The organism is Billgrantia montanilacus, assembly GCF_003336675.1.
GTDB lineage: Bacteria > Pseudomonadota > Gammaproteobacteria > Pseudomonadales > Halomonadaceae > Halomonas > Halomonas montanilacus.
Map to the genome: position 1 here is coordinate 157,219 of NZ_QPII01000009.1, position 24,663 is coordinate 181,881.

The window sequence follows — 24,663 nt, forward strand, 5'->3', positions numbered from 1 at the left end:
ACTGAGGGAGGTGTACCGCCATGAACGATGTCACCCGTCGTGATACGCCCCGAGAGGCTGCCGAGACCCGGACCCCCGAGCGGGATGGCGTCAGGGCGCTGCAGCCATTGGTGGATATCCATGAAGAGGGCAATGCCCTGCACCTGATTGCCGATATGCCCGGCGTCACGTCAGACTCGCTGAGCATCGAGGTGGACAACAATGTGCTGACCATCGAGGGTGAGATCCGTCTCGACATGCCGGAAGGGATGTCGGCGATCTATGCCGAGGTGCAGGCCCAGCGCTTCGCACGTCGCTTCACCCTGAGCCACGAGATCGATGCCGAGGCGATCGAGGCCCGGCTCGACAACGGCCTCCTGCACCTGCTGCTGCCGAAGAAGCAGTCCCACCACCGGCGGCGCATCGAGGTCAGGGCAGCCTGAGCGATCGTCGCTCTTCGAGGCGCTCTCCCCCCGGGGAGGGCGCCTGCATTTGCAAGCGAGGCGCGCGCTCGGTACGGTTTCCACTACGCTGGGGAAAGTGAAGGCCAAAACCAAGGAGAGGAGCAATATGACTGACATTCCCCAACTATTGGGTGACGACGCCGACTACCTGCTCGATCATCGCTGTCGCGGGTTTCCCCGTGAGCAGCTGCACCTGCCCGGCCCCGACTTCATCGACCGCGTGGTATGCGACAGCGACCGTAGCCCCGCCGTACTGCGCAACCTGCAGGCGCTGTTCAACCATGGCCGCCTGGCGGGTACCGGCTACCTGAGCCTGTTGCCGGTCGATCAGGGCATCGAGCACTCCGCCGGCGCCTCCTTCGCGCCGAACCCGCGCTACTTCGATCCGGCCAACATCGTCGAGCTGGCCCTGGAAGGTGGCTGTAATGGTGTGGCCTCGACGCTCGGCGTACTGTCGTCAGTGGCGCGGCGCTATGCCCACCGCATTCCCATGATCCTGAAGCTCAACCACAACGAGACCCTGACCTATCCGGCGATCTATGACCAGACCCTGTTCGCCGAGGTGGAGCAGGCCCACGACATGGGCTGTGCTGCGGTAGGTGCGACCATCTACTTCGGCTCTCCGGAGAGCCGTCGCCAGATCATGGAGATCAGCGAGGCCTTCGAGCGTGCACACCAGCTGGGCATGGCGACGGTGCTTTGGGCCTACCTGCGCAACCCGGGCTTCAAGCAGGATGGCAAGGATTACCACGTGGCCGCCGACCTCACCGGTCAGGCCAACCATCTCGCATCGACGATCAAGGCGGATATCGTCAAGCAGAAGCTGCCGGAAACCAACGGTGGCTACAGCGATATCGGCTTTGGCCATACCCATGCCAAGGTCTACGAAGAGCTGACCTCCGATCATCCCATCGATCTGGCCCGTTACCAGGTAGCTTGCTGTTATATGGGGCGCGCCGGGCTGATCAACTCCGGGGGCGGCTCCAAGGGCAATACGGACCTGGGCGAGGCGGTGCGTACCGCGGTGATCAACAAGCGTGCCGGCGGCATGGGGCTGATATCCGGTCGCAAGGCCTTCCAGAAGCCGGTCACCGAAGGCGTGGAGCTGCTCCAGGCCATTCAGGACGTGTACCTGGACAAGAGCGTGACGGTGGCCTGAGGAAATGGCTTGAGGCAACAACACCGCACAAATGCCTGCGCGAGCCAGTCGCCAGGATAAATAAACCACCATAAAGAATAGGGCGCGACCGTCAGGTCGCGCCCTTTCTATTACCGCTCAGTGCCGCTGGCAATCAGCCCAGCAGCTCCTTGGCCTGCTTGACCACGTTATCGACGGTGAAGCCGAAGTGCTTGAACAGGTCCTCCGCCGGGGCGGATTCGCCGTAGGTGCGCATGCCGATCACCCGGCCGTCGAGGCCCACGTACTTGTACCAGTAGTCGGCGTGGCCGGCCTCGATGGCGATGCGCTTGGTCACTGCCCTTGGCAGCACGCTGTCGCGGTACTCGGCATCCTGGCCGTCGAAGCGGTAGGCCGAGGGCATCGAGACCACGCGGACCGCATGACCCTGGCCTTCCAGTTCGGCGGCGGCCTCCATGGCGAGTCCCACCTCGGAGCCGGTGGCGATCAGGATCAGCTCCGGCGTGCCGTCGCACTCCTTGAGCACGTAAGCACCGCACTGGATCTCGGCCAGCTGCTGCTTGCTGCGCGCCTGGTGCGGCAGGTTCTGGCGCGACAGCACCAGGGCGGTGGGCCCGGAGTTGCGCTTGATCGCGGCATCCCAGGCGGCGGCGGTCTCCACCGCGTCGCAGGGGCGCCAGGTGCACAGGTTCGGCGTGGTGCGCAGGTTGGTCAGCTGCTCGATGGGCTGGTGGGTGGGGCCGTCCTCGCCCAGGCCGATGGAGTCGTGGGTGAAGACGTAGATGGCACGCTTGCCCATCAGCGAGGCCATGCGCACCGAGTTGCGCATGTACTCCATGAAGATCAGGAAGGTGGCGCCGTAGGGAATGAACCCGCCATGCAGCACGATGCCGTTCATGATCGCGCCCATGCCGAACTCGCGCACGCCGTAGTGCAGGTAGTTGCCGCCGGCGTCCTCCCTGGAGATCGCCTTGGCGCCGCTCCAGAAGGTCAGGTTGGAGGGCGCCAGGTCGGCGCTGCCGCCAAGCAGTTCGGGCAGCTGCGGGCCCAGTTCGTTCAGGCAGGCCAGCGAGGCCTTGCGCGAGGCGATGCTCTCGCCCTTCTGCTGGGCCTTCTCGATCAGCGCCTCGCTGGTGATCTCCGCCGGCAGCTTGCACTGGACACGACGCAGGAACTCGCGGGCGAGGGTCGGATGGGCCTCATGATAGCGGTCGAAGCTGGCCTGCCACGATTCCTGGGCGCTCTTGCCCGCCTCGCGGGCGTCCCAGCCCTGGTAGACCGGCTCGGGCACGTGGAAGGGCGCGTGTGGCCAGTCGAGCTGCTCGCGGGCCGCGGCGACCTCGTCGTCGCCCAGCGGGGCGCCGTGACACTCCTCCTTGCCCTGCTTGTTGGGAGCACCGAAGCCGATGACGGTCTTGCAGATGATCAGGCTCGGCCGGTCGTCGTGGCTCTTGGCCAGCTCGATGGCCGCCTTGACCTCATCCGGCTTGTGGCCGTCGACGTTGGGTACCACGTGCCAGCCGTAGGCCTCGAAGCGCTTGGCGGTATCGTCGGTGAACCAGCCCTCCACCTCGCCGTCGATGGAGATGCCGTTGTCGTCGTAGAAGGTAATCAGCTTGCCCAGGCCCAGGGTGCCGGCCAGTGAGCCGACTTCATGGGAGATGCCCTCCATCAGGCAGCCGTCGCCCACGAAGCACCAGGTGTTGTGGTCGACCACGGTGTGCCCCGGGCGGTTGAACTGGGCCGCCAGAGTCTTTTCGGCGATGGCCATGCCCACGGCATTGGCCAGGCCCTGGCCCAGCGGACCGGTGGTGGTCTCGATGCCGGGGGCATAGCCGAACTCCGGGTGCCCGGCGGTCTTGGCATGGAGCTGGCGGAAATTCTGCAGCTCCTCGAGGCTGAGGTCGTAGCCGGTCAGGTGCAGCAGCGAGTAGAGCAGCATCGAGCCGTGGCCGTTGGAGAGCACGAAGCGATCGCGGTCGGGCCATTTCGGGTCGTTGGGGTTGTGCTTGAGGTAGTCGTTCCACAGCACTTCGGCGATGTCGGCCATGCCCATGGGGGCGCCGGGATGGCCGGACTTGGCCTTCTGTACGGCATCCATGGACAGGGCGCGAATGGCATTGGCCAGTTCGAAACGGGACGGCATTGGGTTGGCTCCTCACCTGCGGCAGAATGGGCAGTCCACGGCGACACCCAAGTGCCTGCCGGGTTTGCATTCTGGCTGGGGCGCCGCAGGATGGCGGCGGCGCGGTAGAATTTCGGCCGCCTATTGTCGCCGACTTGCCGCCGGTCATCAAATGGCGGGTGTCTCCAAAGGTACCAGCGTGTAAACTCTTGGCCCCGAAAACCCTGGATTCTCTTTCCTGTCGTCTCGATTCCGCCTGTACCGGCAGAGACTGTTATCCTGACGGAAATTGCGCCGCAGTGTTTTGACGTTACCCAGATGGTCGAGGATGCCCATGAGCGAATACTCCCTGTTCACCTCCGAGTCCGTGTCCGAAGGACATCCGGACAAGATTGCCGATCAGATTTCCGATGCGGTGCTGGACGCCATCATCGCACGGGACAAGCAGGCCCGTGTCGCCTGCGAGACGCTGGTCAAGACCGGCGTGGCGATCGTTGCTGGCGAGATCACCACCTCGGCCTGGGTCGATCTCGAGGCGCTGGTGCGCGAGGTCATCACCGGTATCGGCTACACCTCCTCCGAGGTGGGCTTCGATGGCGAGACCTGCGGCGTGCTCAACCTGATCGGCAAGCAGAGCGTGGACATCGCCCAGGGCGTCGACCGCGTCAAGCCGGAGGATCAGGGTGCCGGCGACCAGGGGCTGATGTTCGGCTACGCCACCAACGAGACCGACTCCTTCATGCCGGCGCCGATCCATTACGCACACCGGCTGGTGGAGCGTCAGGCCGAGCTGCGCAAGAACGGCCTGCTGCCCTGGTTGCGGCCGGATGCCAAGAGCCAGGTCACCTTCCGCTACGACGAAGCCGGCATGCCCTGCGGCGTGGAGGCGGTGGTGCTTTCTACCCAGCACGATCCGGAGATCGACCAGGTCGAACTGCGCAAGATGGTCAAGCATGAGATCATCGAGCAGGTGATCCCCGAGGAGTGGCTCACCGAGGCGACCCAGTACCATATCAACCCCACCGGCAAGTTCGTCATCGGTGGGCCGGTAGGCGACTGCGGGCTGACCGGGCGCAAGATCATCGTCGATACCTATGGTGGCATGGCACGCCATGGAGGCGGCGCCTTCTCCGGCAAGGACCCCTCCAAGGTCGACCGCAGCGCCGCCTACGCCGGCCGCTACGTGGCCAAGAACATCGTCGCCGCCGGCCTCGCCGACAAGTGCGAGATCCAGGTTTCCTACGCTATCGGCGTGGCCCAGCCCACCTCGGTGTCGATCAATACCTTCGGCACCGGCAAGGTGGACGAGGCGCGCATCATCGAGCTGGTGCGCGAGCACTTCGACCTTCGTCCCTTCGCCATCACCCGCATGCTCGACCTGCTGCATCCCATGTATCAGCTTACCGCGGCCTATGGTCATTTCGGCCGCGAGCCCTTCGAGACATCCTACAGCTGGAAGGACGACAAGGGGCAGGAGCAGACCGAGACCTTTACGGCCTTTCCCTGGGAGCGGATCGATCGTGCCCAGGCGCTGCGTCAGGCCGCCGGCCTGTAACCGATACGCGGCAACCAGCCTGCACTGATAGACAGACGCCCGGCCCTGTGCCGGGCGGCGTCGTCTGGTGTGGCCGCTGCTGCTTCGCCTTGCGTGGAAGGGATGACTTGGCGCGGGCGGCCCCGCTGGGCCTATAGTGAGGGTCACCGATTTCATTCGAGGAGGTGACGCATGAATCAGGCCGCCGTTCCCGCACTGGGTGCTCAGAACTACAAGGTTGCCGATATCACGCTGGGCGACTGGGGGCGTCGCGAGATTCGCATCGCCGAGACCGAGATGCCGGCGCTGATGAAAATCCGCGCCAAGTACCGCGACCAGCAGCCGCTGGCGGGTGCCCGTATCGCCGGGTGCATCCACATGACCATCCAGACCGCGGTGCTGATCGAGACCCTGGTCGACCTGGGCGCCTCGGTGCGCTGGTCGTCCTGCAACATCTTCTCCACCCAGGATCATGCCGCTGCCGCCATCGCCGCCGCCGGCATTCCGGTATTCGCCTGGAAGGGCGAGACCGAGGAGGAGTTCTGGTGGTGCATCGAGCAGACCGTCGAAGGCCCCGACGGCTGGCGGCCCAACATGGTGCTGGACGACGGCGGCGACCTCACGGCCCTGCTGCATGAGAAGCGCCCCGAGCTGCTGTCTGAGGTTCACGGCATCTCGGAGGAGACCACCACCGGTGTTCACCGTCTGCAGGAGATGCTGCGCGACGGCTTGCTCAAGGTGCCGGCGATCAACGTCAACGACGCCGTGACCAAGTCGAAGAACGACAACAAGTACGGCTGCCGCCATTCGCTCAACGATGCGATCAAGCGGGGCCTGGATCATCTGCTGGCCGGCAAGCAGGCGCTGGTGGTGGGCTACGGCGACGTGGGCAAGGGCTCGGCGGCGTCGCTGCGCCAGGAGGGCATGATCGTCAAGGTCGCCGAGATCGACCCGATCTGCGCCATGCAGGCGTGCATGGACGGCTTTGAAGTGGTCTCGCCCTATGAGGATGGTGTCAATCGCGGGTCGGAGAGCGTCGACCGGGCACTGCTGGGTCGGATCGACCTGGTGGTGACCTGCACAGGCAACATTCGCGCCTGCGATGCCGCCATGCTCGGTGCCCTCAAGCCGGGCGCTGTGGTATGCAACATCGGCCACTTCGACAACGAGATCGATACCGGCTACATGCGTCGCCATTGGCACTGGGAGGAGATCAAGCCCCAGGTGCACAAGGTCTATCGTGACAGCAAGCCGGGCAGCTTCGACCCGACCAGCAGCGACTACCTGCTGCTGCTCTCCGAGGGTCGCCTGGTGAACCTGGGCAATGCCACTGGCCACCCCTCTCGGATCATGGACGGCTCCTTCGCCAATCAGGTGCTGGCGCAGATCCATCTCTTCGAGCGGCGTTTCGCCGACCTGCCCGAGGCGGATCGCCGCGGTGGTCTGGAAGTCACCGTGCTGCCGCGTCATCTCGACGAAGAGGTGGCCCGTTACATGGTCGAGGGCTTCGGCGGGGTGCTCACGCGCCAGACTGACGACCAGGCCGACTATACCGGGGTGCCGGTGGAGGGGCCCTTCAAGCCGGATACCTATCGCTACTAGTGTGCATGCCCTGCCCAAGGCTACAGGACGCCGCCTTCGGGCGGCGTCTTCATGCGATGGCGGGGCGGTCGAGGTGACAGAAATTTTACGACAGTGTCGTTTTGTAGGCGCACTTGTGGGCGGATGCCTCCTTGGCTAGCTTTTCCTTACCCAGAGGCATATCGGCCGTGGGCGGCCAGGAGACTCTGGGCTCCATGGAACCATACAAGGAGTTCTCGAGATGGATTTTGGACACTACAAGTCGTGCATCGAGGCCTGCCACACCTGTGCCGCCTACTGTGACCGCTGCGCCACGTCTTGCCTGCAGGAGAGCGACGTCAAGATGATGGCGGAATGCATCCGGCTGGACATGCAGTGCGCGCAGATCTGTCGACTGGCGGCCGCCTTCATGGCCCAGGGCAGCGAGTATGCCAATCAGCTCTGCCGGCTGTGTGCGGATATCTGCAAGGCGTGCGGTGATGAGTGCGCCAAGCATGACGCAGACCATTGCCAGGAGTGTGCCAGGCAATGCCATCGCTGCGCCGAAGAGTGCACTGCGATGGCGACCCAATAAGGCATTGGATGGCCGGGCGCCGAGGTTCCTTCGACGTGGGGCTTCGAGGGCCCCGGATGGTGATTAGCTATCGACGAAGGCCAGAAAGCGTCCGGCAACCAGTGCGGAGAGCCACAGACCAAGTGACAGTGCGCCGCTGATACGCAGCCGTAGCGACGTGGCCTTGGCCAGCCCCGGCCCCAGGTTGAGCAGCAGGGCATTGACGATCGCCAGGCCGATCAGTGCCAGCTTGAGCTGGAAGAGCGGCATGTCGGCATAGCCGGTGGGGTCGGCGAGAAATAGCAGGCCACCCATGGCGATGGCCAGCAGCAGCCCACCGATAGCCACCGGCTGCAGCAACCGGGCCAGTGCGGAAAGCGGGAGGTCGCGGCGCCACCCCATCAGGCGCAGGTCGAGCGCAGCGATGGCGCCGATCATCAGGCCAATACCCATCACATGCAGGGCGTTGACCGCAGCATAGCCCCACCGCGACAGGCGCATCCAGTCGGCCAGCGGGGTCGTCGCAAGCCGAGTCAGCAGCTCCTCCATCGTGGCTCAGATGCGCCCGGGGTAGAGGACGTAGTGCTCTTCGCCGATCCACAGCTGCTCGGCCTTGAGCACCCGTTCATCGGCATGTTCGCCCGACACGCGCAGCACCACGCCTTCGGCCAGGTCTCCCTCTTCCAGGCCGGCGCGTTCGTTGCGCCAGGGTTGGCCCACCTCCACCGTCCACTCCTCCCCGTCGACGTCCAGGGTCAATTCCCCGTGGGGATTGCCCAGGCGCACCCAGGTGATGGTGCCGCTGAGTTCGATGGTCTCGCCACCGATCCACCCATGGTGTGCCTGGGCAGGGCTTGCGAACAGCAGCAGGGCGCACAACAGGGTGCCCCAACCGACGCCTGATAGCCGTGACATGTTCCTCTCCTTCCTGTGCAGGGGTTTCCTTACAGGCTAGCCATGCCGGCATAGGTTGCAAGACGACCGATGTGCGGGCTCCCCGGCATCACCCCAGTCCGGTAAGGCGTATCAGGCTTTCCAGGTAGAAGGGAATCAGCAACGGCGCCGCCAGGGTGGTCAGCAGCACCGCAATGGCACCCTTTTCCGGTCGGATACCGAGCTCCATGGCGACTACCACCACATTGGCGGCCATGGGCACTACTCCCACCAGCAGCAGCGCCATGGCCAGCTCGATCGGCAGTGAAAAGAACGCCTGCAAACCGAGCACCGCCAGCAGTGCGACCAGGGGCCAGAGGCCGAAACGCACCGCCACGCAGGCACTGATGAAGCGGCCGTCGAACTCCCTTACCGATACGCGACTCAGGGTCATGCCGATGATCATCATGCCCAGCAGGGTGTAGGTGGCCGGGAATACGGCCAGGCCGTCCATGATTGCGACGGGAATCGCCAGCCCCAGGCCACTGGCCAGCAGGGCGGCAAGGAAGGCGTAGATCAGCGGCAGCCGGGTGATCTTGATCAGGCTCTGACGGACCGAAAACTGGCCCCGGGCGCTGAGATAGAAGCCCACCGTGAATTCGTAGAGGGTGACCCCGAGAACACAGAACAGGTAGAGCGTCACCCCTTCGGGGGGCAGCAGGACCATGGCGATCGGCAGGCCAAAGTAGCCGGTGTTACCGGTGCCGGCCGAAAAGGCCAGCAGGGCGCTCTCCTGGGCGGGGAGGAAGCGCTTGCCCACCTGATTGACGAGAATGGCCATCAGACTGGCCAGCGCGAACAGGGCCAGGGTCAGCAGCAGGTACTCCGGTGTCGGGCCGCCGAGGGTGAGGCCGCGAAAGAAGGTCAGCGGGGCGATGAGGTAGATCAACAGCGTGGCGATGGGGCGCGGGTCCACGGCCAGGTGCCGGGCCGCCAGCCAGCCCAGGCCGACGAAGGCCAGCAGCGTCCAGAGGGGGCCCATCAGGGCGCCGGGGTCGATCATCGTCTTTCCAATTCCTTGCCGAAAGCCGTCATGATGCCTGGCGCTCACGCTTCTGTCAGCGAGTCGCATCGACCGCTGCCCTCAACATGATCGGAACTAATGTGCATGCCCGGAAACTTTCATTGGTCTCTCTTGAGGCTGCCCGGCAAAATGGTGGACCTGGACTCGAACCAGAGTGATCGATACATCGTGGCGTGGCCCATTTCGGCCTCGCCAGCTAACGAAGAGAGATTGACCGATGAGCACGCAGGCACATCCGCTGGGTATCAGTTACGAATTCTTTCCGCCCAATACCGACCTCGGGCGCGAGAAGCTGATGGGTGTGCGCGATGCCCTTGCCGAGCGTAATCCGCGCTTCTTCTCGGTGACCTACGGTGCTGGCGGTTCCACCCAGGCTCGCACCATCAGTACCGTGCAGGCCGTGCGTGAATCGGGTATTACAACCGCCCCGCATATCTCTTGTATCGGTAGCGAAAAGGCACAGCTGCGCGACCTGCTGCATCGCTATCGTGAGCAGGGCATCGACAGCCTGGTAGCACTGAGGGGGGATCTTCCTTCAGGCATGGGCGGCATCGGCGAGCTGCGCTATGCCAACGAACTCGTCGAGTTCATCCGTGAGGAGACCGGCGATCACTTCGAGATCGCTGTGGCGGCCTATCCGGAATGCCATCCCCAGGCGCCCAGCTTCGAGAAGGACCTGGAGAACTTCGTGCGCAAGATGAAGGCGGGCGCCAACCTCGCCGTCACCCAGTATTTCTACACCGCCGATGCCTATTTCCACTTCGTGGAGCGGACGCGTGCGCTGGGCGTCGAGTCGCCCATTATCCCGGGCATCATGCCGATCACCAACTACACCAAGCTGGCACGATTCTCCGACGCTTGCGGCGCCGAGATCCCACGCTGGATTCGCAAGCAGCTCGAGGCCTATGGCGATGACAGCGAATCCATCGCTGCCTTCGGCGAGGAAGTGGTTTCGCGACTCTGCCAGCGCCTGCTGGATGGCGGCGCTCCGGGCCTTCACTTCTATACGCTCAATCAGGCCGCTCCCAGCCTGCGTATTCTCGATAACCTGAGCTGAGCCACTGGCAGGCTGTCATATCAGCGTCTAGTTTGATCCATGCATGTCCATGGAATCAGGAACAGGAGACGCTAGATGCGCAATGCCATTCTACCGGGAGTCGCTGCCGCCTCCCTGCTGCTGGCCGCCAGTGCCAGTCATGCCCAGGAAACCCATGACGTCGAAATGCACCTGGTGAGCACTGATGGGGTCGAGGATTCCATCGGGACCATCACGCTGGAAGAGCGTGATTACGGGCTGCTGCTCACTCCCGACCTGGGTGAGCTGCCCCCGGGCGTCTACGGCTTTCATGTCCATGAAAATGCCAGCTGTGAGCCGGGCGAGAACGACGACGGCGAGATGACCGCGGCCGGCGCGGCGGGCGGCCACTACGACCCCGACGATACCGATACCCACCAGGGCCCCTACGGGGATGGCCACCTGGGTGATCTGCCGGTACTGGTCGTCAATGAGGAGGGTGAAGCCAACCTGCCGGTGCTGGCTCCACGACTCAGCCTCGATGACATGGATGGGCGAAGCCTGATGATCCATGCAGGGGGCGATACCTACTCGGACGAGCCCCACCTTGGCGGCGGCGGCGACCGCATGGCTTGTGGCGTAGTCGAGTTCTGAGACTTGCCGACTTCCCAGACCGGGAGCGGCGCCAGGGAAAGTGAGAAGGGCCCCGCCGGTGGCGGGGCCCTTCTTGTGGTCCAGGAGGTCGTGCGGGAAGTCGACCGGGTCAGCCGGAGGCGACCGGTTTGGTGCCGCCGCCGTGGCTGCTGCGTTGTAGCATGAACAGCCCGCCTCCGATGGCCAGTCCCGCGATATCGGTATAGATGCCGCCATAGATCATGAACATGGCGCCTGTCAGCATCACCAGCCGCATCCAGGCCTTGACCGGTCCGAAGAACCAGGCCTGAACGGTGGCGGAGAGCAGTACGATGCCTAGTGTAGCGGTCACCCCGACTCTAAGGATCTGCATCCAGGTGCCTTCCATGAGCATGGCGGGGCTGTAGAAGAACATGAAAGGCACGATGAAGGCCGCAAGACCGATCTTGAATGAGGTCACTGAGGTCTGCATGGCGTTGGCACCGGAAATGCCTGCCGCGGCATAGGAAGCCAGCGCCACCGGCGGTGTGATTGCCGAGACTACCGCGAAGTAGAACACGAAAAAGTGCGCTACAAGCGGCTGGATGCCGATATTGATCAGCCCGGGCGCTACCACGGAGGCAGCTACTGCATAGGCCGCAGTTGTTGGCATGCCCATGCCCAGCAGAATGCTGATACACATGGCGAAGATCAGGGCGAGTAGCTGACTGACCCCGGCCAGCCCGAGCAGCAGTGACGAGAAGCGAGCTCCCACGCCCGTTAGTGAAATCACTCCTACGATGAGACCGGCACAGGCGCATACGGCAATGATCTGAATCGACATGGTGCCGGCCAGTCGCAACGCGGTGAGAATGGCGGCAATACCCATCTTGTTGGGAGAGAACCAGCTCACGACAGCAGCCGATGCGGTGGCCAGGGTGCCGGCACGAATCACCGAGTAGCCCATGAACAGCGCAGCAATCAGAATGATGATGGGGGTGAACAGATAGACCTGCTTGACCAGCTTCGAGAACAGCGGGATCTCATCCTTACGCATGCCGCGCATGCCCTTGCGGGCAGCCTCGAAGTCCACCATGAAGTAGACCGAAGCGAAATAAAGAATAGCAGGAATCAATGCTGCCACGGCGATCTCGGTATAGGGAATACCGGTAATCTCGGCCATGATGAAGGCGCCGGCCCCCATGATCGGCGGCATGATCTGACCGCCGGTAGAGGCGGCTGCCTCAATGGCGCCAGCGCTACGGGCCGGGTAGCCCACCTTCTTCATCAGCGGGATGGTCAGTGAGCCGGTGGATACTACATTGCCAGCGCTGGTGCCGTTGATCATGCCCATCAGGCCTGACGCAAAGATGGAGACCTTCGCTGGGCCACCCCGGGCGCGTCCGGCAGCGGCGAAGGCGAAGTTGACGAAGTAGTCGCCTACCTTGGAGGCCTGAAGGAAGGCGGCAAAGATGATGAATAGAATGATATAGGTCGATGACACGGCCGTGGTTGGTCCGAGGATGCCGGCATCGGTATAGACCTGACTGAAGAAGCGGTTCAACGACAAACCAGGATAGCCGAGGAAGCCTGGCAGATAGGGACCGACAAATACGTAGATGAGGAATATCGTGGAAATGACGACCAGGGCCAGACCGGTCACGCGGCGGGTGAGCTCCAGGATCAGCAGTGAGCCGGCAATGGCTGCCCACGATATGCCGATAGGGGCAAAAGCGGTGCCGGTGGAGGCGCGCATGGGACTACTGAACATGATGATCAGATAGCCGGCGCTGGCAATGGCACTGATCATCAATACCAGATCGGCGGGACAGAGCCGTTCGCGCGAGTGACGGTGGAACCAGGAAATGACGATGGCAGCCGCAGTCGCAAAGATTAGCGGGTAGCCGAAGTGCCAGGTTTCGATGGCGGCGTCTATACGCAGGGCGCCCTCGTTCATGGCACGGTTTATCTGGAAGACCTGAAACAGGGCATAGAGTGCCGGTAGCATCAGGGCATAACTTGCTATCGAGAGCCAACGACCAATCGGGCTGATCGCGTGGCTTTCGGAAAAGCGGGCACCCGTATAGAGGGCATAGCCAAGGATCAGCGCGCCGCAGATGTGAACGATGCGAAACGACCAGGTTTCCATCGGATAGACATTCAGTGAAATCAGGTGGAAGCTGGAATAGGCGATGGCCATGGCGCCAAACAGGAGCCACTGCCAACCGGAAAAGAGGCGGCGGTTGGACTCGATTACTTCCTCGTCGACGCCTTTTGCGATGGTTTCAGGCGTCTTGTCGACGGCCTCCTCGGACGCCCCGGGTCGGGTATCGGGAGAGTTGTTCATGGGTCATTCACCCTCGGGTGGGATGCTACTGAGGAATGCGCCATGCCCTGAACCGATCGGAACGGGGCATGGCGTCAGTTTGACGATGCTTACTTGATCAGCGATTCGTCAATTTCATGGCCGTTTTCCTGATACCAGCGCACAGCACCCGGGTGGAAAGGCAGCACCTGATTGTGCACCACGTTCTCGGGGATGGTGGTTTCAGCACTGCGGTGCACGTTACGCATCTTGTCGTTGTTTTCCATGGTCACCTTGGTGACTTCATAGACGAAGTCTTCCGGCAGATCGCAGCGCGCAATGGCGAAGTTCCACATGGAAACGGCGTTGGCATCCTCTTCCAGCGTGGTATAGGTGCTTGCCGGGATCTGGAAGGCTGCCACGGGGAAATTATCGATGACGGTTTGCTGCTCTTCCTCGGTGAACTCAATGATATTCACGTCAGTCTGGACTTCGAGCTGGCTGACTGCAGGAATCGGGATGCCGGCAGCGAAAGCGATGACGTCCAGCAGCCCATCCTGCAACTGGCCACCCAGGTCTGTCCAGCCTCCGTTGCGGCGCTCGAAGTTCACGCCCAGGGTCTCGAGAATGGCCGGAAAGTAGGTGTCGGATGTGGAAGCTGCCGGGCCGAAGCCGATGCGAGCTCCATCCGGAATCTCGGAGATGGAGGTGATGCCGGTGCTTGAGAGTGCGGTAATGGAGAACGGTGTCTCGTACATCGGAAACAGGGCGCAGACGTTATCCATTTCTACGCCGGGAGCCAGCGGGCTCTCGCCTTTGACGGCATCGGAGGCCGGACCCATGGTGGTAAGGCCGAAGGCGACATCACCGCTGTGAACGAGTGCCAGGTTTTGCGTCGGACCACCGGTCACTTCACCGCCGCCGGAGATACCCAGTTCATCGGCAATCAGATTGGCCCAGCCGGAGCCATAAACGAAATAGGTGCCGCCCTGACTTGCGGTACCCACCGTGAAGTTATCCGGCCAGTCGGCGCGGTCTGCGTGGGCTGAGGCTGCCATCAGCATGGCGCCGGCCAAGGTACCGGTAAGCGCTATTGTGGTGACGTTGCGCATGGCGTATCTCCGTTGCAATTGTGGTTGTCGTCCAGCGTGCACAGTGGCCGCTGTTGATCAGTCTGGCTGATGCCGCCTGGTTTTGCTTGTTACCCAGGCGATGCATTCCAGAATACAACGTAGCAGGTTGTGTGCCGTGACAATTCCGCCACAAAAAAATCAAAGGCTTATCCGCTTGCTTTGCGACGAAAGTCGGGGTTTGAAGATCAAGGACCGGCTGGATGATCGCACACTGGACTCTTGATGTGTGCGGAAAACCGCACGCGCCAGGTCAGTTGGTTTGGGGTGAGTCGACCAGCGCGGCTGCCCCGGCGGCCAGGGCGCCCAGTACCGCCGTCACCGTGGTGCCCACATTGGCACCGATGGCGATGGCCAGGGCCGGGAGGTAGGGGAGCTGTCCCGAGGCGAGGGCGGTCAAGGTCAGCAGCAGGGTGGCGTGGCTCGATTGCATGACCACAGTGGCAATGATGCCGAACAGCACGAGAAGGACATGGCGAGCAGCGTGATCAGCGAACTGGACTGCACCAGGGCGGTGGCGCGCGCCCACGCCGATGGCCCATGCAGGGCTTCGGGTGGCGTTATGCAGCCAGCGATCGAGCGTGCCGGCGGAAAGCCGCTTGATCCCTTCCTCCAAGTGGGACATGCCCCACAGGAACAGACCAAGTCCCGCCGCCAGGGTGGCAAGGTCGGGACGTGCCAGCAGCAGCGCCGTTGCAGCAAACAGCCCGAGCAGTTCCAGATGCCGCCGCATGGCCCGGGGTGGTGGTGTGTTGGGTGCAGCTTCCTTGGCGGGCACGCTCAGCGCCCTTTGGGGTCGAGAATCCTGACGGTCTGAATCGTGTCTGAACGCTGCTCCTCACGCTCCCGGTTGACCCGGGTTTCCAGCTCCGAATGGGCATCGTCCTCGATGGGTGCCTGCTCGAAGAAGTCGCAGCTGACGCAGTCTCGGTAGCGAATGCCATTCTGCTCCCAAGCGCGGATACGGTCCATCTCGGCACAGCGCGGGCAGATGGCACCGGCGATAAAACGTTTCTGAACGGCCATGGAAACTCCCGTATGGCAGCCATCGGAGCGGACATGCTCCGATGGCGGTCGATGATACCCAGTACATGGTATCGAATCAGGCAGCACGAATCCCGCTATGGCGCAACAGCGGTTCGACGCTGGGCTCTCGGCCCCGGAATGCCCGGAACAGCTCGGCGGCATCCCTGGCGCCCCCCTGCTCGAGAATCTCGTGGCGGAAGCGCTGGCCGGTCTCGAGATCGAAGATGCCGGCTTCCTCGAAGGCGCTCCAGGCATCGGCGGAGAGTACCTCAGCCCACTTGTAGCTGTAGTAACCCGCCGCGTAACCGCCGGCAAAGACATGGCTGAAGCCATTCTGGAAACGGTTGAAATCGGCCCGCGGTACCACCGCGACGGCGGCACGCACCTCGTCGAGCAGCGCCTGCACCTCGGCGGCCGTGGGGGCGGCCAGCTCATGATGCAGGCGCAGGTCGAACAGGGAGAACTCGAGTTGGCGCACCAGGCCCATGGCCGACTGGAAGTTCCTGGCATCCTGCAGGCGTTCCAGCAATTCGGCGGGCAGCGGCTCGGCGGTGTCGACGTGGCCGGCAATCATGTCCAGCCCTTCGCGCTCCCAGCAGAAGTTCTCCATGAACTGGCTGGGGAGTTCCACGGCGTCCCATGCCACTCCGTTGATGCCGGAGATATCGGCTACGGTCTGACGGGTCAGCATATGATGCAGCCCGTGTCCGAATTCGTGGAACAGGGTGGTGACCTCGTCATGGGTCAGCAGGGCGGGCCTGTCGCCCACCGGGCGGGTGAAGTTGCAGGTCAGGTAGGCTACCGGCAGCTGCAGGGAGCCATCTTCACGGCAGCGTCGCACGCGGCACTCGTCCATCCAGGCGCCGCCGCGCTTGCCTTCTCGGGCATAAAGGTCGAGATAGAAGCCAGCGATGGCCTGGCCGTGTTCGAGGATCTGGAAGTAGCGAACTTCCGGGTGGTAGCGCGGGGCCGAGGCATCCTCCTGGAATGTCACGCCATAGAGACGCTCGACGACCCGGAACAACCCATCCACCACCCGGGGCGCCGGGAAGTAGGGGCGCAGCTGCTCCTGGGAAATGGCGTGTCGCGCTTCGCGAAGCTTCTCGCTGGCATAGCCCACGTCCCAGGGAGACAGCTCGGCGATGCCCAGCTCGCTACGGGCGAACTCGGCGAGCTCATCGTACTCCTCGCGGGCCTGGGGCACGGCGCGCCGGGCCAGGTCGTCCAGGAAATCGATCACCTGCCGGGGGGACTCGGCCATCTTGGTGGTCAGGGAGTAGTCGGCATAGGTGGCAAAACCGAGCAGCTCGGCCAGCTCGCGGCGAAGGCGCAGAGTCTCCTCGATAATCGGTGCGTTGTCGTATTCGCCGGCGTTGGGGCCCTGGTCGGAGGCGCGGGTGACGAAGGCCGTGTAGACCTCGCGGCGCAGCGACGCGTCGTCGGCGAAGGTCAGCACCGGATAGAAACTGGGGAAGTCCAAGGTGATGCGATAGCCGTGCGCATTCTTGGCCTCGGCGTTGGCGGCCAGCGTCGCCAGGGCACTCTCCGGCAAGCCGGCCAGCTGGGCAGCGTCGTCAATGTCCTTGTGCCATGCCTGGGTGGCATCCAGAAGCTGGTTGGAGAAGGTATTGGAGAGTTCGGAGAGCCGTGACTTGATCTCGCCGTAGCGCGCCTTCTTCTCGGCGGGCAGATCGACGCCGGCGAGATGGAAGTCGCGCAGGGCGTTGTCGATGCTGCGGCGCTGGCCTTCATTCAGCGATTCCCAGGCAGGCCCCTCCTTCAGCGCCTGCCAGGCCCGGAACAACCCTTCATGCTGGCCAAGCCAGGTGCTGTAGTCGGAGAGCTGGCCCAGGCAGGCCTGATACGCTTCGCGAAGTTCGGGTGTGTTCATGGTGCCATTGAGGTGAGAGACCGGCGACCAGGCCCGTGAGAGGCGGTCGTTGAGGGCCTCCAGGGGAGCGGCGAGACTCTCCCAGGTCGGCGTCTCCTGCTGCGCACGCGCGACGAGCGAATCGATGGCATCACGGTTTTCCGCGACCAGCTTTTCAATAGCCGGCACCACATGGGCTGGGGTGATTTCGGCAAAGGGTGGCAGGTCGTGGGAGTCGAGCAGCGGATTATGGGACATGCACACCTCGGTAGCAGGGCGGATGGGTTGAAGCGATCCAGGTAATTGGCTTTAGATGCGGCCGGACAGGTCGGGTTTCAATGTATTGTGAGTGATCGAGAGATTTGGTGCCATCGAGCCGGCCTGCTAGGCTTGCGGCCTTCACGAAGGAGAGGCCGACGGCATGAACGCAACCCTGGAGCGCTGGAGTACCCGGCGGGCCTTTATCTTGGCGGTGACCGGTGCAGCCGTAGGGCTCGGAAATATCTGGCGTTTTCCCTATATCACGGGGGAGAACGGCGGGGCCGCCTTCCTGGTTCTCTATGTGGCGTTCGTGCTGCTGCTGGGGTTGCCGGTGATGATGGCCGAGATACTGGTCGGTCGCGCCGGCCGCCGTTCGCCCATGCAGTCGCTGGGACATCTCGCCTCTGCCGCCGGTGCCAGTGGCCACTGGCGCTGGCTGGGGCTCTTCGGCGCCTTTACGGTATTCTGCATCCTCTCCTTCTACTCCGTGGTCTCCGGCTGGTCGATCGAGTTTCTGGTGGCGTCGGTCAACGGCAACTTCGTCGGCCGCAGTGCCGCTGAGATCGGGGCCGGGTTCGACGCCTTCCTTGCCGACCCCCGGCGCATGGCCTTCAATCATACGCTCTTCCTCTTCATGACCATGAGCGTGGTGGCCGCCGGCGTGGCCAAGGGACTCGAGCGACTCAACAACCTGTTGATGCCGCTGCTGTATCTGTTGCTGCTTCTGCTGGCCGGCTATGCGGCGACCACGGAGGGATTCCGGCCGGCCCTGACATGGCTGTTTCAGCCCGACTTCGCGGCCATAACGCCCCTCGTCGTGATGCATGCCATGGGCCACGCCTTCTTTACCCTGGCAGTGGGAGCCTGTGCACTGATGGCCTATGGTGCCTACATGCCCGAGCGTCAGAGCCTGCCCAGAGCCGCGGCGGCGGTGGCGGTTCTCGACGTGGCCGTGGCGCTGCTCGCGGGTATCGCCATCTTCTCGGTGGTGTTCGCCCAGGGCATGGACCCCGCCGAGGGGCCGGGCCTGATGTTCGTGACGCTGCCGGTGGCCTTCGCCGAGTTGCCCGGGGGGGCGCTGTGGTTGAGCACCTTCTTCCTGCTTTTGCTGCTGGCGACCTGGACCTCCTCGATCAACCTGGCCGAGCCCATAGTCGCCACGCTCCAGGGGCAGGGACTCGGACGCGGCCAGGCCGCAGCGGTCATCGGTGTGGCGGTCTGGCTGGTGGGTCTGCTCTCGGTACTCTCGTTTTCGACACTGGCCGAATGGCGTCCGGTGGCGGGTATGAACGTCTTCGAGCTGATGACGACGGTACCCACCGAGATTTTCCTGCCGACAGGCGGTCTGCTGATAGCCGTCTTTGCGGCCTGGATCATGCCGCAAGGGGCCGCCCGGGGCGCCCTGGGTGTCGGCGAGCCGGGCTTTCGCCTCTGGCTGGGGGTGATACGCTGGGTATCGATCCCACTGACTGTCCTGGTGCTGGCTGCCGGGCTGCTATGACATGGCCGACGAACCGGCCAAAGGAGGCGAGATGCAAGCGGGAAACCCTATTCGTAGCTGGAAGGGCGTGACCCCGAGCCTGGGCGAGCGGGTCTATGTGGACCCGGCCAGCATGGTGTTGGGCGACGTGGTGCTTGGCGATGACAGCTCGGTCTGGCCCATGACGGTCATCCGCGGCGACATGCACCGCATTCGTATCGGTGCGCGCACCAGCGTGCAGGATGGCAGCGTGCTGCATATCACCCATGCCAGCGACTTCAACCCCGACGGCTTCCCGCTCACCATCGGCGATGACGTGACCATCGGCCACAAGGCGGTACTGCACGGGTGCACGCTGGGTAACCGCATTCTGGTGGGCATGGGGTCCATCGTCATGGATGGCGCCGTGGTCGAGGATGAGGTGATCATCGCCGCGGGGGCGTTGGTTCCGCCAGGCAAGCGCCTGGAAAGCGGGCATGTGTATGCCGGCAATCCGGCCAGGGCGATGCGGCCGATCAAGGAGAGCGAGCGTGCTTTCTTTCCCTATACCGCAGGCAACTACGTGAAGCTCAAGGACGAGTATCTGGCAGCACAGGAATAATCCCCTAACACGTTGTTTGTTCATGCCGAGTCGGGCGATAATCTGGTGATTTATCCAGTATCTCTTGTCCAAGGCTTCAGGGAGTCCGACCCGGCATGGCCGATTTTCGCACCCATCTCAGTGCCGCCGTGGGCGGCGGTGTCCTGCTGGCCGTCACCGGCTGGCAGGGCGGCCTCTGGACACCGGCCGAGGCACTGCCGCTGGCGGTACTGACCGCCTTCGGCGGCATCCTGCCCGATATCGATGCCGATCACTCCCACGCCGTGCGGCTGATCTTCAATACCATGGCCGTGCTGGCGGTGATGGTGGGCGTACTATTGCTGCACGCTCGTCTGGACCCGGGGGCGCTGCTGATGGTCTGCGGCGGGCTCTACATCGGGGTACGCCATGTGCTGAGCCCGATCTTCAAGCGCTTCTCCGTGCACCGCGGGATCTGGCACTCGCTGCTGGCCGCCGTGCTGTGCGGACTGGCGACCAGCGTGGCCAGCTACCACTTCCTGGCCCAGGAGGGTCGGCTTGCCTGGGCCCAAGGGCTGGCGCTGGTGCTGGGCTATTTTATTCACCTGGCGCTGGATGAGCTCTATAGCGTGGATCTAACCGGGGCGCGGCTCAAGCGCTCCTTCGGCACGGCGCTCAAGCCGTTCGACTACCGCGCCCCTCGCAACTCTCTCCTCATGCTGCTGCTGGTGGCCGGCTTGGTGCCCTGGCTGCCTTCCTGGTCGCTGTTGGGCGAGCTGATCGCTCAGGGCTTGACCTTCTGGCGGTAGTCCTCGGCCTTGAGCCCGTACTTCTTCAGCTTGTCATAGAGGGTCTTGCGCGGCAGGCCCAGGTGTTCGCAGACGTCATTGATACGCCCGCGGTGGCTGGCCAGCGACTGGCTGATGAGACTCTTCTCGAATAGCTCGACCTGCTGCGGCAGGGCCAGGTCGGCACCGGTGGTCTCGACGCCTTCGAGCAGGGCATCGAGGCGATAGTCGAAAGCCGAACCCAGCAGCACATAGCGTTCGGCCAGGTTACGTAGCTCGCGGACGTTGCCGGGCCAGTCATGGGCCATCAGCGCCGAGACGCCACGTGCGTCAAGGGGCGGCGCCTCCAGGCCGCTGCGATTGGCCGCGACCACGGCGAAGTGCTGGAAGAGCAGCGGGATATCCTCGCGCCGATCCCGCAGCGGCGGAATCGGCAGGGTGACCACATTGAGTCGGTAATAGAGGTCCTCGCGGAATTGGCCCTCCTCGGCGGCGACCTTGAGGTCGACCTTGGTGGCGGCGATGACCCGGATATCCAGGGGCACAGGCTCGTTGGCACCCAGCCGTTCGACACAGCGCTCCTGGAGCACCCTCAGTAGCTTGACTTGCAGAGCCAGGGGCATGGACTCGATCTCGTCGAGGAAGACGGTGCCGCCGTTGGCGTGTTCGAACTTGCCGATACGACGCTCCACGGCGCCGGTGAATGCCCCCTTCTCGTGGCCGAACAGCTCCGACTCGATGATGCTTTCCGGCACTGCACCGCAGTTGATGGCGACGAACGGGTGGCCGCCGCGTGGGCTGCGCTCATGGATGGCGCGGGCCACCAGGTCCTTGCCGGTGCCGGTCTCGCCGAACAGCAGAACGTCGGTTTGCACCTGGCCGATACGCTGGATCATGGAAGCCAGGCGCTGGATGGCCAGGGTGCGCCCCACCAGGCGTGGGCCTGGGGCGGCCTGCTGCGCTTCCAGCTCGGCCTTGAGCCGGCGGTTCTCCAGGCTCAGGCGTCGCTTGTCGACGCCACGGCGCACCATCTCCACCAGGCGCTCGCCGGCAAAGGGCTTTTCCAGGAAATCCCAGGCACCTTCCCGCATCGCCTCCACGGCGGTGGAGATGTCACCGTGGCCGGTGATCAGGATGACCGGCAGGTCGGGATCGCGCAGGCGCACCTCCTTCAGCAGGGCCATGCCATCCATGCCGGGCATGCGGATATCGCTGACGATAACGCCGGGAAAGTCAGGCAATAGCATCGCCAGGGCGCTCTCGGCGCTGGCGTGTGGTTCGGGCAGGTAGCCGGCCAGTTCCAGCGTCTGGCCGGCGGTGATACGCAGGTGGGGTTCGTCATCGACGATGAGTACCGGGGCGGCCGCCGGGTCATGCATGGGAAGATGGCTCCTGGGTCTGTGCGAGTCGGGATCTCTCGGGATCGCCGTCACGGGTCAGGGTAATGGTGAAGAGGGCGCCGGCTCCAGTGAGGTTGGCGGCATCGAGCCGACCTCCCAGGTCGTCGATGATGCGTGACGATATCGAGAGTCCCAGCCCCAGCCCGCTGCCGGGTATCTTGGTGGTGAAGAAAGGTTCGAAGATGCGCGACAGGTGCTGCTCGGGTATGCCCGGACCGGTATCGGCGACCCTGATGCGCACTTGGCGGTCGTCGGCGTCGATAGCGAGGGTCAACTGCGGGTCTGGGGTGTCGGCCATGGCTTGCAGAGCGTTGCCGATCAGGTTGACCAGCACCTGCTCGAGGCGGACCAGGTCGGCGTGCACCCAGACCTCCTCGTCGGGCCAGCGGCGAATGACTTCCACCTTGCTGCTGCGCAGCCGCGCCTGGTAGAGGCGCAGCGCATAGTCGATACAGGCCTGCACGGAGACGGCGGTCAGGGTGCCGCCGCTCTTGCGCGAGAATTGACGCAGCTGGGCGCTGATTTCTGCCATGCGCTCGGTGAGCTCGACGACCTGGGCCAGGTTGGCATCGGCGGCATCCTGTCGGCTACGGGCAAGAAAGGCACGGGCGTTTTCCGCATAGGCGCGGATCGCCGCGAGCGGCTGGTTGAGTTCATGATTTATGCCGGCAGCGAGTTGACCGAGGACGGCGAGCTTGGCCGCCTGAATCAGCTCATCCTGTGTCTGGCGCAGGCTCTCCTCGGCCCGGCGGCGCTCTTCGATTTCGTCGGAGAGCAGGCGGTTGGTATCCACCAGATCGCGCGTGCGATGTTCCACATTGCGCTCGAGCTCATCCCTGGCGCGGGCCAGCGTGCGGCGTTCACGCTCGGCGAACAGCTCCCGCTCCCGTCGCAGCCTGAGGCGTTGCCAGCCTATGCCACCGGCCAGCACCACTACGCCATAGAGGCCTCCGGCGAGAAGGGCGGCCAGCCACTGCGCATTGTTAACCGAGTCCAACGGCTTGAGGATGTGCATGTTCCAGCCGAGCTCATTCATATGGCGGGTCAGGCCAAGATAGCTTCCTTCGGCCAGGGGACCAGCGGCAAACCGCACTAGGCGACTGCCGTCTTCCCGGTACTCGAAGATCTCGATACCCGATGGGGAGAGCGGCTCGTCGGCATAGCGTCGAGTGGCCAGCAAGGCCTGGTGCTCAACCTCCGAAAGCGGGTGGAGAGCGGCCATCTGCAGTTCGGGGCGGCTGGCCATGAAGATGATATTATCCGCATCGGTGACCAGCAGTTCGGCATCCTGTTCTGCCCAACTTTCCTCGACGGCATCGAGCAGTACCTTTACGACAATTACGCCGTTGGGCCGGGAGTCCGGTGCTGTCTCGTCAAGCCACACCGGAGCGGAAAAATAGTAGCCCCTCTCCAATGACTGCACACCGAGCCCGTAGAAGCGGCCGCGCTGGCCGTTGATGGCGTCCTGATAATAGCTGCGGAAGGTATAGTTCTGACCGATAAAGGTATTGGGGCGATGCCAGTTGCTGGCCGCCACTGTCGTGCCTCCGCGATCGAGCAGGTAGACGTCGGAGACATCTGCCGTGTAGCGAAACTGATCCAGCAGCAGGTTCAGCGGCATGGGGTCCTGGTTGCCGCGATTAACAAGGAATCGCTTGACCATTTCCCGGGAGGCCAGTAATTGCGGCAGGTAGTCATGCCGTGTCAGGTGGCCTTCCAGACCGGAAGCCGAAAGGCGTAATTCGTTCTCGGCTTCCCGTACCATGTTCTGTAGCGCCTGTTCACGGGCAGCCTGGGAGGCTTGCCACATGACCATGGCCATACCCAGCGGCAACAGCAGCAACAACAGCCGGCGCAGTGAGCGAGACATTCTCGGTGGGCGATGCGGACCTTTCAAGCGCGAGTGTCCTCAGCTCGGAATTTCGGGCAGTGCCTGAGCGCGTCGCAGCGCCCGCTGGGCTCGGGTCTCGGCTCGCTCCATCTCCAGCAGCTCCTCCTCGACGAAGACGAGGTGCTCGTGGGCACGAGCCCGGGCATCCTCGGCCCGGCCTTCGAGAATGGCATCCAGCAAGGCACGGTGCTGTTTCATCAGCAGCGGGCGCGACTGAGGTTTCTCGAACAGATGGGCCAGATTGTCGACGATACTCTTTTCCAGCAGGTGGAAGATGCCGCGAATGGTATGCAGCAGCAGCACGTTGTGGCCGGCCTCCGCGATCGCCAGGTGAAAGGCGGCGTCGGCCTTGGCTTCGAGTTCCGGGTTGCGGCCGGCGAAACAGGCTTCCAGTTCGTCGAAGCGCTTGATCAGCATGGCCTTGTCAGCCGGTGTGGAGCGCAAGGCCGCATAGTAGGCCGATATACCTTCCATGGCATCGCGGAACTCGAGCAGGTCCAGATGGAATTCCTGATGGCGGGAGAGCATGTCCAGCAGTGGGTCGCTGTAGCCGCTGTTGAGTTCGCGGGTCACGAAGGTGCCGCCACCCTGGCGGCTGGTCAGCAGTCCGCGTGTGGCCAGCTTCTGGATGGCTTCGCGCAGCGAAGGTCGGGAGACGCCGAAGCGTTCGGCCAGCTCCCGCTCCGGAGGCAGCCGCTGGCCTGGCTTGAGGCTACCCTCGAGAATCATGGCCTCGAGGCGCTCGGTGATCACATCGGCCAGTTTGGGCTGGCGCACGGTCTGGTAGGACATGCAGGTTTTCCTGACAGTCGAATCGTAATTGGTCTGACCAATATTGACGCGATTGGCGACATGATGCAATCGGAAAAAGGCGTGGGAATCTGGCCGACTATCATGAGCTTGCAGCAGTTTATTGCACCGCTTAGACCAAAGTATAGCCATTTCGGTGGGGCAAAACGCCGCCTGTCGTTTGACACTGTGCAAGCCGGACCCTA

The 24,663-nt window shown here is 63.5% G+C and carries 22 protein-coding genes; 10 read left to right on the forward strand and 12 right to left on the reverse strand.

Features of this window, described 5'->3' with window-relative positions; all coding sequences use genetic code 11:
- Positions 1-20: 20 nt before the first annotated feature.
- A complete protein-coding gene (locus DU505_RS13525) occupies positions 21-422 on the forward strand; it encodes an Hsp20/alpha crystallin family protein (RefSeq protein ID WP_114479519.1) in 402 nt (133 codons plus the stop codon).
- 127 nt (positions 423-549) lie between these two features.
- Positions 550-1,602, forward strand: a complete 1,053-nt coding sequence (locus tag DU505_RS13530) for a class I fructose-bisphosphate aldolase (protein ID WP_114479520.1) — start codon at positions 550-552, stop codon at positions 1,600-1,602.
- Positions 1,603-1,735: 133 nt separating this feature from the next.
- Here the strand turns inward: DU505_RS13530 and tkt are convergent, their stop codons facing one another.
- Entirely contained in the window at positions 1,736-3,727 is a 1,992-nt protein-coding gene (gene tkt, locus DU505_RS13535) for a transketolase (RefSeq protein WP_114479521.1), read from the reverse strand.
- A 313-nt stretch (positions 3,728-4,040) separates the two neighbouring features.
- On the opposite strand from tkt, the gene metK reads away from it, so the two are divergent.
- The 3 genes from metK to DU505_RS13550 all read left to right on the forward strand — a co-directional run bounded on the left by metK (position 4,041) and on the right by DU505_RS13550 (position 7,395).
- Positions 4,041-5,261 carry a methionine adenosyltransferase gene (gene metK, locus DU505_RS13540; RefSeq protein ID WP_114479522.1) on the forward strand — a complete coding sequence of 407 codons (1,221 nt, stop codon included), beginning with the start codon at positions 4,041-4,043 and terminating at the stop codon, positions 5,259-5,261.
- 171 nt (positions 5,262-5,432) lie between these two features.
- Positions 5,433-6,842 (forward strand): adenosylhomocysteinase, encoded by a 1,410-nt coding sequence (gene ahcY, locus DU505_RS13545; RefSeq protein WP_114479523.1) that lies wholly within the window; start codon positions 5,433-5,435, stop codon positions 6,840-6,842.
- 220 nt (positions 6,843-7,062) lie between these two features.
- Entirely contained in the window at positions 7,063-7,395 is a 333-nt protein-coding gene (locus tag DU505_RS13550) for a four-helix bundle copper-binding protein (RefSeq protein ID WP_114479524.1), read from the forward strand.
- A 63-nt stretch (positions 7,396-7,458) separates the two neighbouring features.
- Here DU505_RS13550 and DU505_RS13555 read toward each other — a convergent pair whose 3' ends face one another.
- The 3 genes from DU505_RS13555 to DU505_RS13565 all read right to left on the reverse strand — a co-directional run bounded on the left by DU505_RS13555 (position 7,459) and on the right by DU505_RS13565 (position 9,310).
- Entirely contained in the window at positions 7,459-7,923 is a 465-nt protein-coding gene (locus DU505_RS13555; protein ID WP_114479525.1) for a hypothetical protein, read from the reverse strand.
- A gap of 6 nt (positions 7,924-7,929) precedes the next feature.
- Positions 7,930-8,289: a DUF6152 family protein gene (locus DU505_RS13560; RefSeq protein ID WP_114479526.1), complete on the reverse strand. Its 360-nt coding sequence runs from the start codon at positions 8,287-8,289 to the stop codon at positions 7,930-7,932.
- 88 nt (positions 8,290-8,377) lie between these two features.
- Complete coding sequence (locus DU505_RS13565; protein WP_114479527.1) at positions 8,378-9,310, reverse strand: AEC family transporter; 933 nt, start codon at positions 9,308-9,310, stop codon at positions 8,378-8,380.
- 238 nt (positions 9,311-9,548) lie between these two features.
- Between DU505_RS13565 and metF the strand changes: the two genes are divergently transcribed.
- On the forward strand, positions 9,549-10,388 hold the full coding sequence (metF, locus tag DU505_RS13570) for a methylenetetrahydrofolate reductase [NAD(P)H] (RefSeq protein WP_114479528.1): 840 nt from the start codon (positions 9,549-9,551) through the stop codon (positions 10,386-10,388).
- A 75-nt stretch (positions 10,389-10,463) separates the two neighbouring features.
- Complete coding sequence (sodC, locus tag DU505_RS13575) at positions 10,464-11,000, forward strand: superoxide dismutase family protein (protein WP_114479529.1); 537 nt, start codon at positions 10,464-10,466, stop codon at positions 10,998-11,000.
- A 109-nt stretch (positions 11,001-11,109) separates the two neighbouring features.
- On the opposite strand, the gene DU505_RS13580 is transcribed toward sodC, so the two are convergent.
- The 5 genes from DU505_RS13580 to prlC form a co-directional block, all read right to left on the reverse strand.
- On the reverse strand, positions 11,110-13,305 hold the full coding sequence (locus DU505_RS13580) for a TRAP transporter permease (protein WP_114479530.1): 2,196 nt from the start codon (positions 13,303-13,305) through the stop codon (positions 11,110-11,112).
- Between the two features lie 89 nt (positions 13,306-13,394).
- Positions 13,395-14,375 (reverse strand): TAXI family TRAP transporter solute-binding subunit, encoded by a 981-nt coding sequence (locus tag DU505_RS13585; protein WP_114479531.1) that lies wholly within the window; start codon positions 14,373-14,375, stop codon positions 13,395-13,397.
- Positions 14,376-14,646: 271 nt separating this feature from the next.
- A complete protein-coding gene (locus tag DU505_RS13590) occupies positions 14,647-15,171 on the reverse strand; it encodes a hypothetical protein (protein ID WP_220250717.1) in 525 nt (174 codons plus the stop codon).
- A gap of 2 nt (positions 15,172-15,173) precedes the next feature.
- Positions 15,174-15,419 carry a YheV family putative zinc ribbon protein gene (locus DU505_RS13595; protein WP_043518578.1) on the reverse strand — a complete coding sequence of 82 codons (246 nt, stop codon included), beginning with the start codon at positions 15,417-15,419 and terminating at the stop codon, positions 15,174-15,176.
- Between the two features lie 76 nt (positions 15,420-15,495).
- Positions 15,496-17,547, reverse strand: coding sequence for an oligopeptidase A (prlC, locus tag DU505_RS13600; RefSeq protein WP_114479533.1), 2,052 nt, complete (start codon positions 17,545-17,547; stop codon positions 15,496-15,498).
- A gap of 163 nt (positions 17,548-17,710) precedes the next feature.
- Between prlC and DU505_RS13605 the strand changes: the two genes are divergently transcribed.
- From DU505_RS13605 to DU505_RS13615, 3 genes are all read left to right on the forward strand, one after another.
- On the forward strand, positions 17,711-19,051 hold the full coding sequence (locus tag DU505_RS13605; RefSeq protein WP_114479534.1) for a sodium-dependent transporter: 1,341 nt from the start codon (positions 17,711-17,713) through the stop codon (positions 19,049-19,051).
- A gap of 31 nt (positions 19,052-19,082) precedes the next feature.
- A complete protein-coding gene (locus tag DU505_RS13610) occupies positions 19,083-19,631 on the forward strand; it encodes a gamma carbonic anhydrase family protein (protein ID WP_114479535.1) in 549 nt (182 codons plus the stop codon).
- A 95-nt stretch (positions 19,632-19,726) separates the two neighbouring features.
- Positions 19,727-20,398, forward strand: coding sequence for a metal-dependent hydrolase (locus tag DU505_RS13615; protein WP_114479536.1), 672 nt, complete (start codon positions 19,727-19,729; stop codon positions 20,396-20,398).
- On the opposite strand, the gene DU505_RS13620 is transcribed toward DU505_RS13615, so the two are convergent.
- Genes DU505_RS13620 through DU505_RS13630 form a run of 3 tightly spaced genes read right to left on the reverse strand, consistent with a single transcriptional unit; the run spans position 20,374 to position 24,460 of the window.
- A complete protein-coding gene (locus DU505_RS13620; RefSeq protein WP_114479537.1) occupies positions 20,374-21,756 on the reverse strand; it encodes a sigma-54-dependent transcriptional regulator in 1,383 nt (460 codons plus the stop codon). The two genes, DU505_RS13615 and DU505_RS13620, sit on opposite strands and share 25 nt — an antisense overlap.
- Complete coding sequence (locus DU505_RS13625; protein WP_114479538.1) at positions 21,749-23,647, reverse strand: sensor histidine kinase; 1,899 nt, start codon at positions 23,645-23,647, stop codon at positions 21,749-21,751. The genes DU505_RS13620 and DU505_RS13625 overlap by 8 nt, the downstream gene beginning before the upstream one ends.
- Before the next feature lie 39 nt (positions 23,648-23,686).
- Positions 23,687-24,460, reverse strand: coding sequence for a GntR family transcriptional regulator (locus DU505_RS13630; protein ID WP_114479539.1), 774 nt, complete (start codon positions 24,458-24,460; stop codon positions 23,687-23,689).
- Positions 24,461-24,663 lie beyond the last annotated feature (203 nt).

Coding starts and splice junctions, on each gene's coding strand:
- DU505_RS13525 (WP_114479519.1), top strand. CDS start 21: ATGAACGATGTCACCCGTCGTGATACGCCCCGAGAGGCTGCCGAGACC.
- DU505_RS13530 (WP_114479520.1), top strand. CDS start 550: ATGACTGACATTCCCCAACTATTGGGTGACGACGCCGACTACCTGCTC.
- tkt (WP_114479521.1), bottom strand. CDS start 3,727: ATGCCGTCCCGTTTCGAACTGGCCAATGCCATTCGCGCCCTGTCCATG.
- metK (WP_114479522.1), top strand. CDS start 4,041: ATGAGCGAATACTCCCTGTTCACCTCCGAGTCCGTGTCCGAAGGACAT.
- ahcY (WP_114479523.1), top strand. CDS start 5,433: ATGAATCAGGCCGCCGTTCCCGCACTGGGTGCTCAGAACTACAAGGTT.
- DU505_RS13550 (WP_114479524.1), top strand. CDS start 7,063: ATGGATTTTGGACACTACAAGTCGTGCATCGAGGCCTGCCACACCTGT.
- DU505_RS13555 (WP_114479525.1), bottom strand. CDS start 7,923: ATGGAGGAGCTGCTGACTCGGCTTGCGACGACCCCGCTGGCCGACTGG.
- DU505_RS13560 (WP_114479526.1), bottom strand. CDS start 8,289: ATGTCACGGCTATCAGGCGTCGGTTGGGGCACCCTGTTGTGCGCCCTG.
- DU505_RS13565 (WP_114479527.1), bottom strand. CDS start 9,310: ATGATCGACCCCGGCGCCCTGATGGGCCCCCTCTGGACGCTGCTGGCC.
- metF (WP_114479528.1), top strand. CDS start 9,549: ATGAGCACGCAGGCACATCCGCTGGGTATCAGTTACGAATTCTTTCCG.
- sodC (WP_114479529.1), top strand. CDS start 10,464: ATGCGCAATGCCATTCTACCGGGAGTCGCTGCCGCCTCCCTGCTGCTG.
- DU505_RS13580 (WP_114479530.1), bottom strand. CDS start 13,305: ATGAACAACTCTCCCGATACCCGACCCGGGGCGTCCGAGGAGGCCGTC.
- DU505_RS13585 (WP_114479531.1), bottom strand. CDS start 14,375: ATGCGCAACGTCACCACAATAGCGCTTACCGGTACCTTGGCCGGCGCC.
- DU505_RS13595 (WP_043518578.1), bottom strand. CDS start 15,419: ATGGCCGTTCAGAAACGTTTTATCGCCGGTGCCATCTGCCCGCGCTGT.
- prlC (WP_114479533.1), bottom strand. CDS start 17,547: ATGTCCCATAATCCGCTGCTCGACTCCCACGACCTGCCACCCTTTGCC.
- DU505_RS13605 (WP_114479534.1), top strand. CDS start 17,711: ATGAACGCAACCCTGGAGCGCTGGAGTACCCGGCGGGCCTTTATCTTG.
- DU505_RS13610 (WP_114479535.1), top strand. CDS start 19,083: ATGCAAGCGGGAAACCCTATTCGTAGCTGGAAGGGCGTGACCCCGAGC.
- DU505_RS13615 (WP_114479536.1), top strand. CDS start 19,727: ATGGCCGATTTTCGCACCCATCTCAGTGCCGCCGTGGGCGGCGGTGTC.
- DU505_RS13620 (WP_114479537.1), bottom strand. CDS start 21,756: ATGCATGACCCGGCGGCCGCCCCGGTACTCATCGTCGATGACGAACCC.
- DU505_RS13625 (WP_114479538.1), bottom strand. CDS start 23,647: ATGTCTCGCTCACTGCGCCGGCTGTTGTTGCTGCTGTTGCCGCTGGGT.
- DU505_RS13630 (WP_114479539.1), bottom strand. CDS start 24,460: ATGTCCTACCAGACCGTGCGCCAGCCCAAACTGGCCGATGTGATCACC.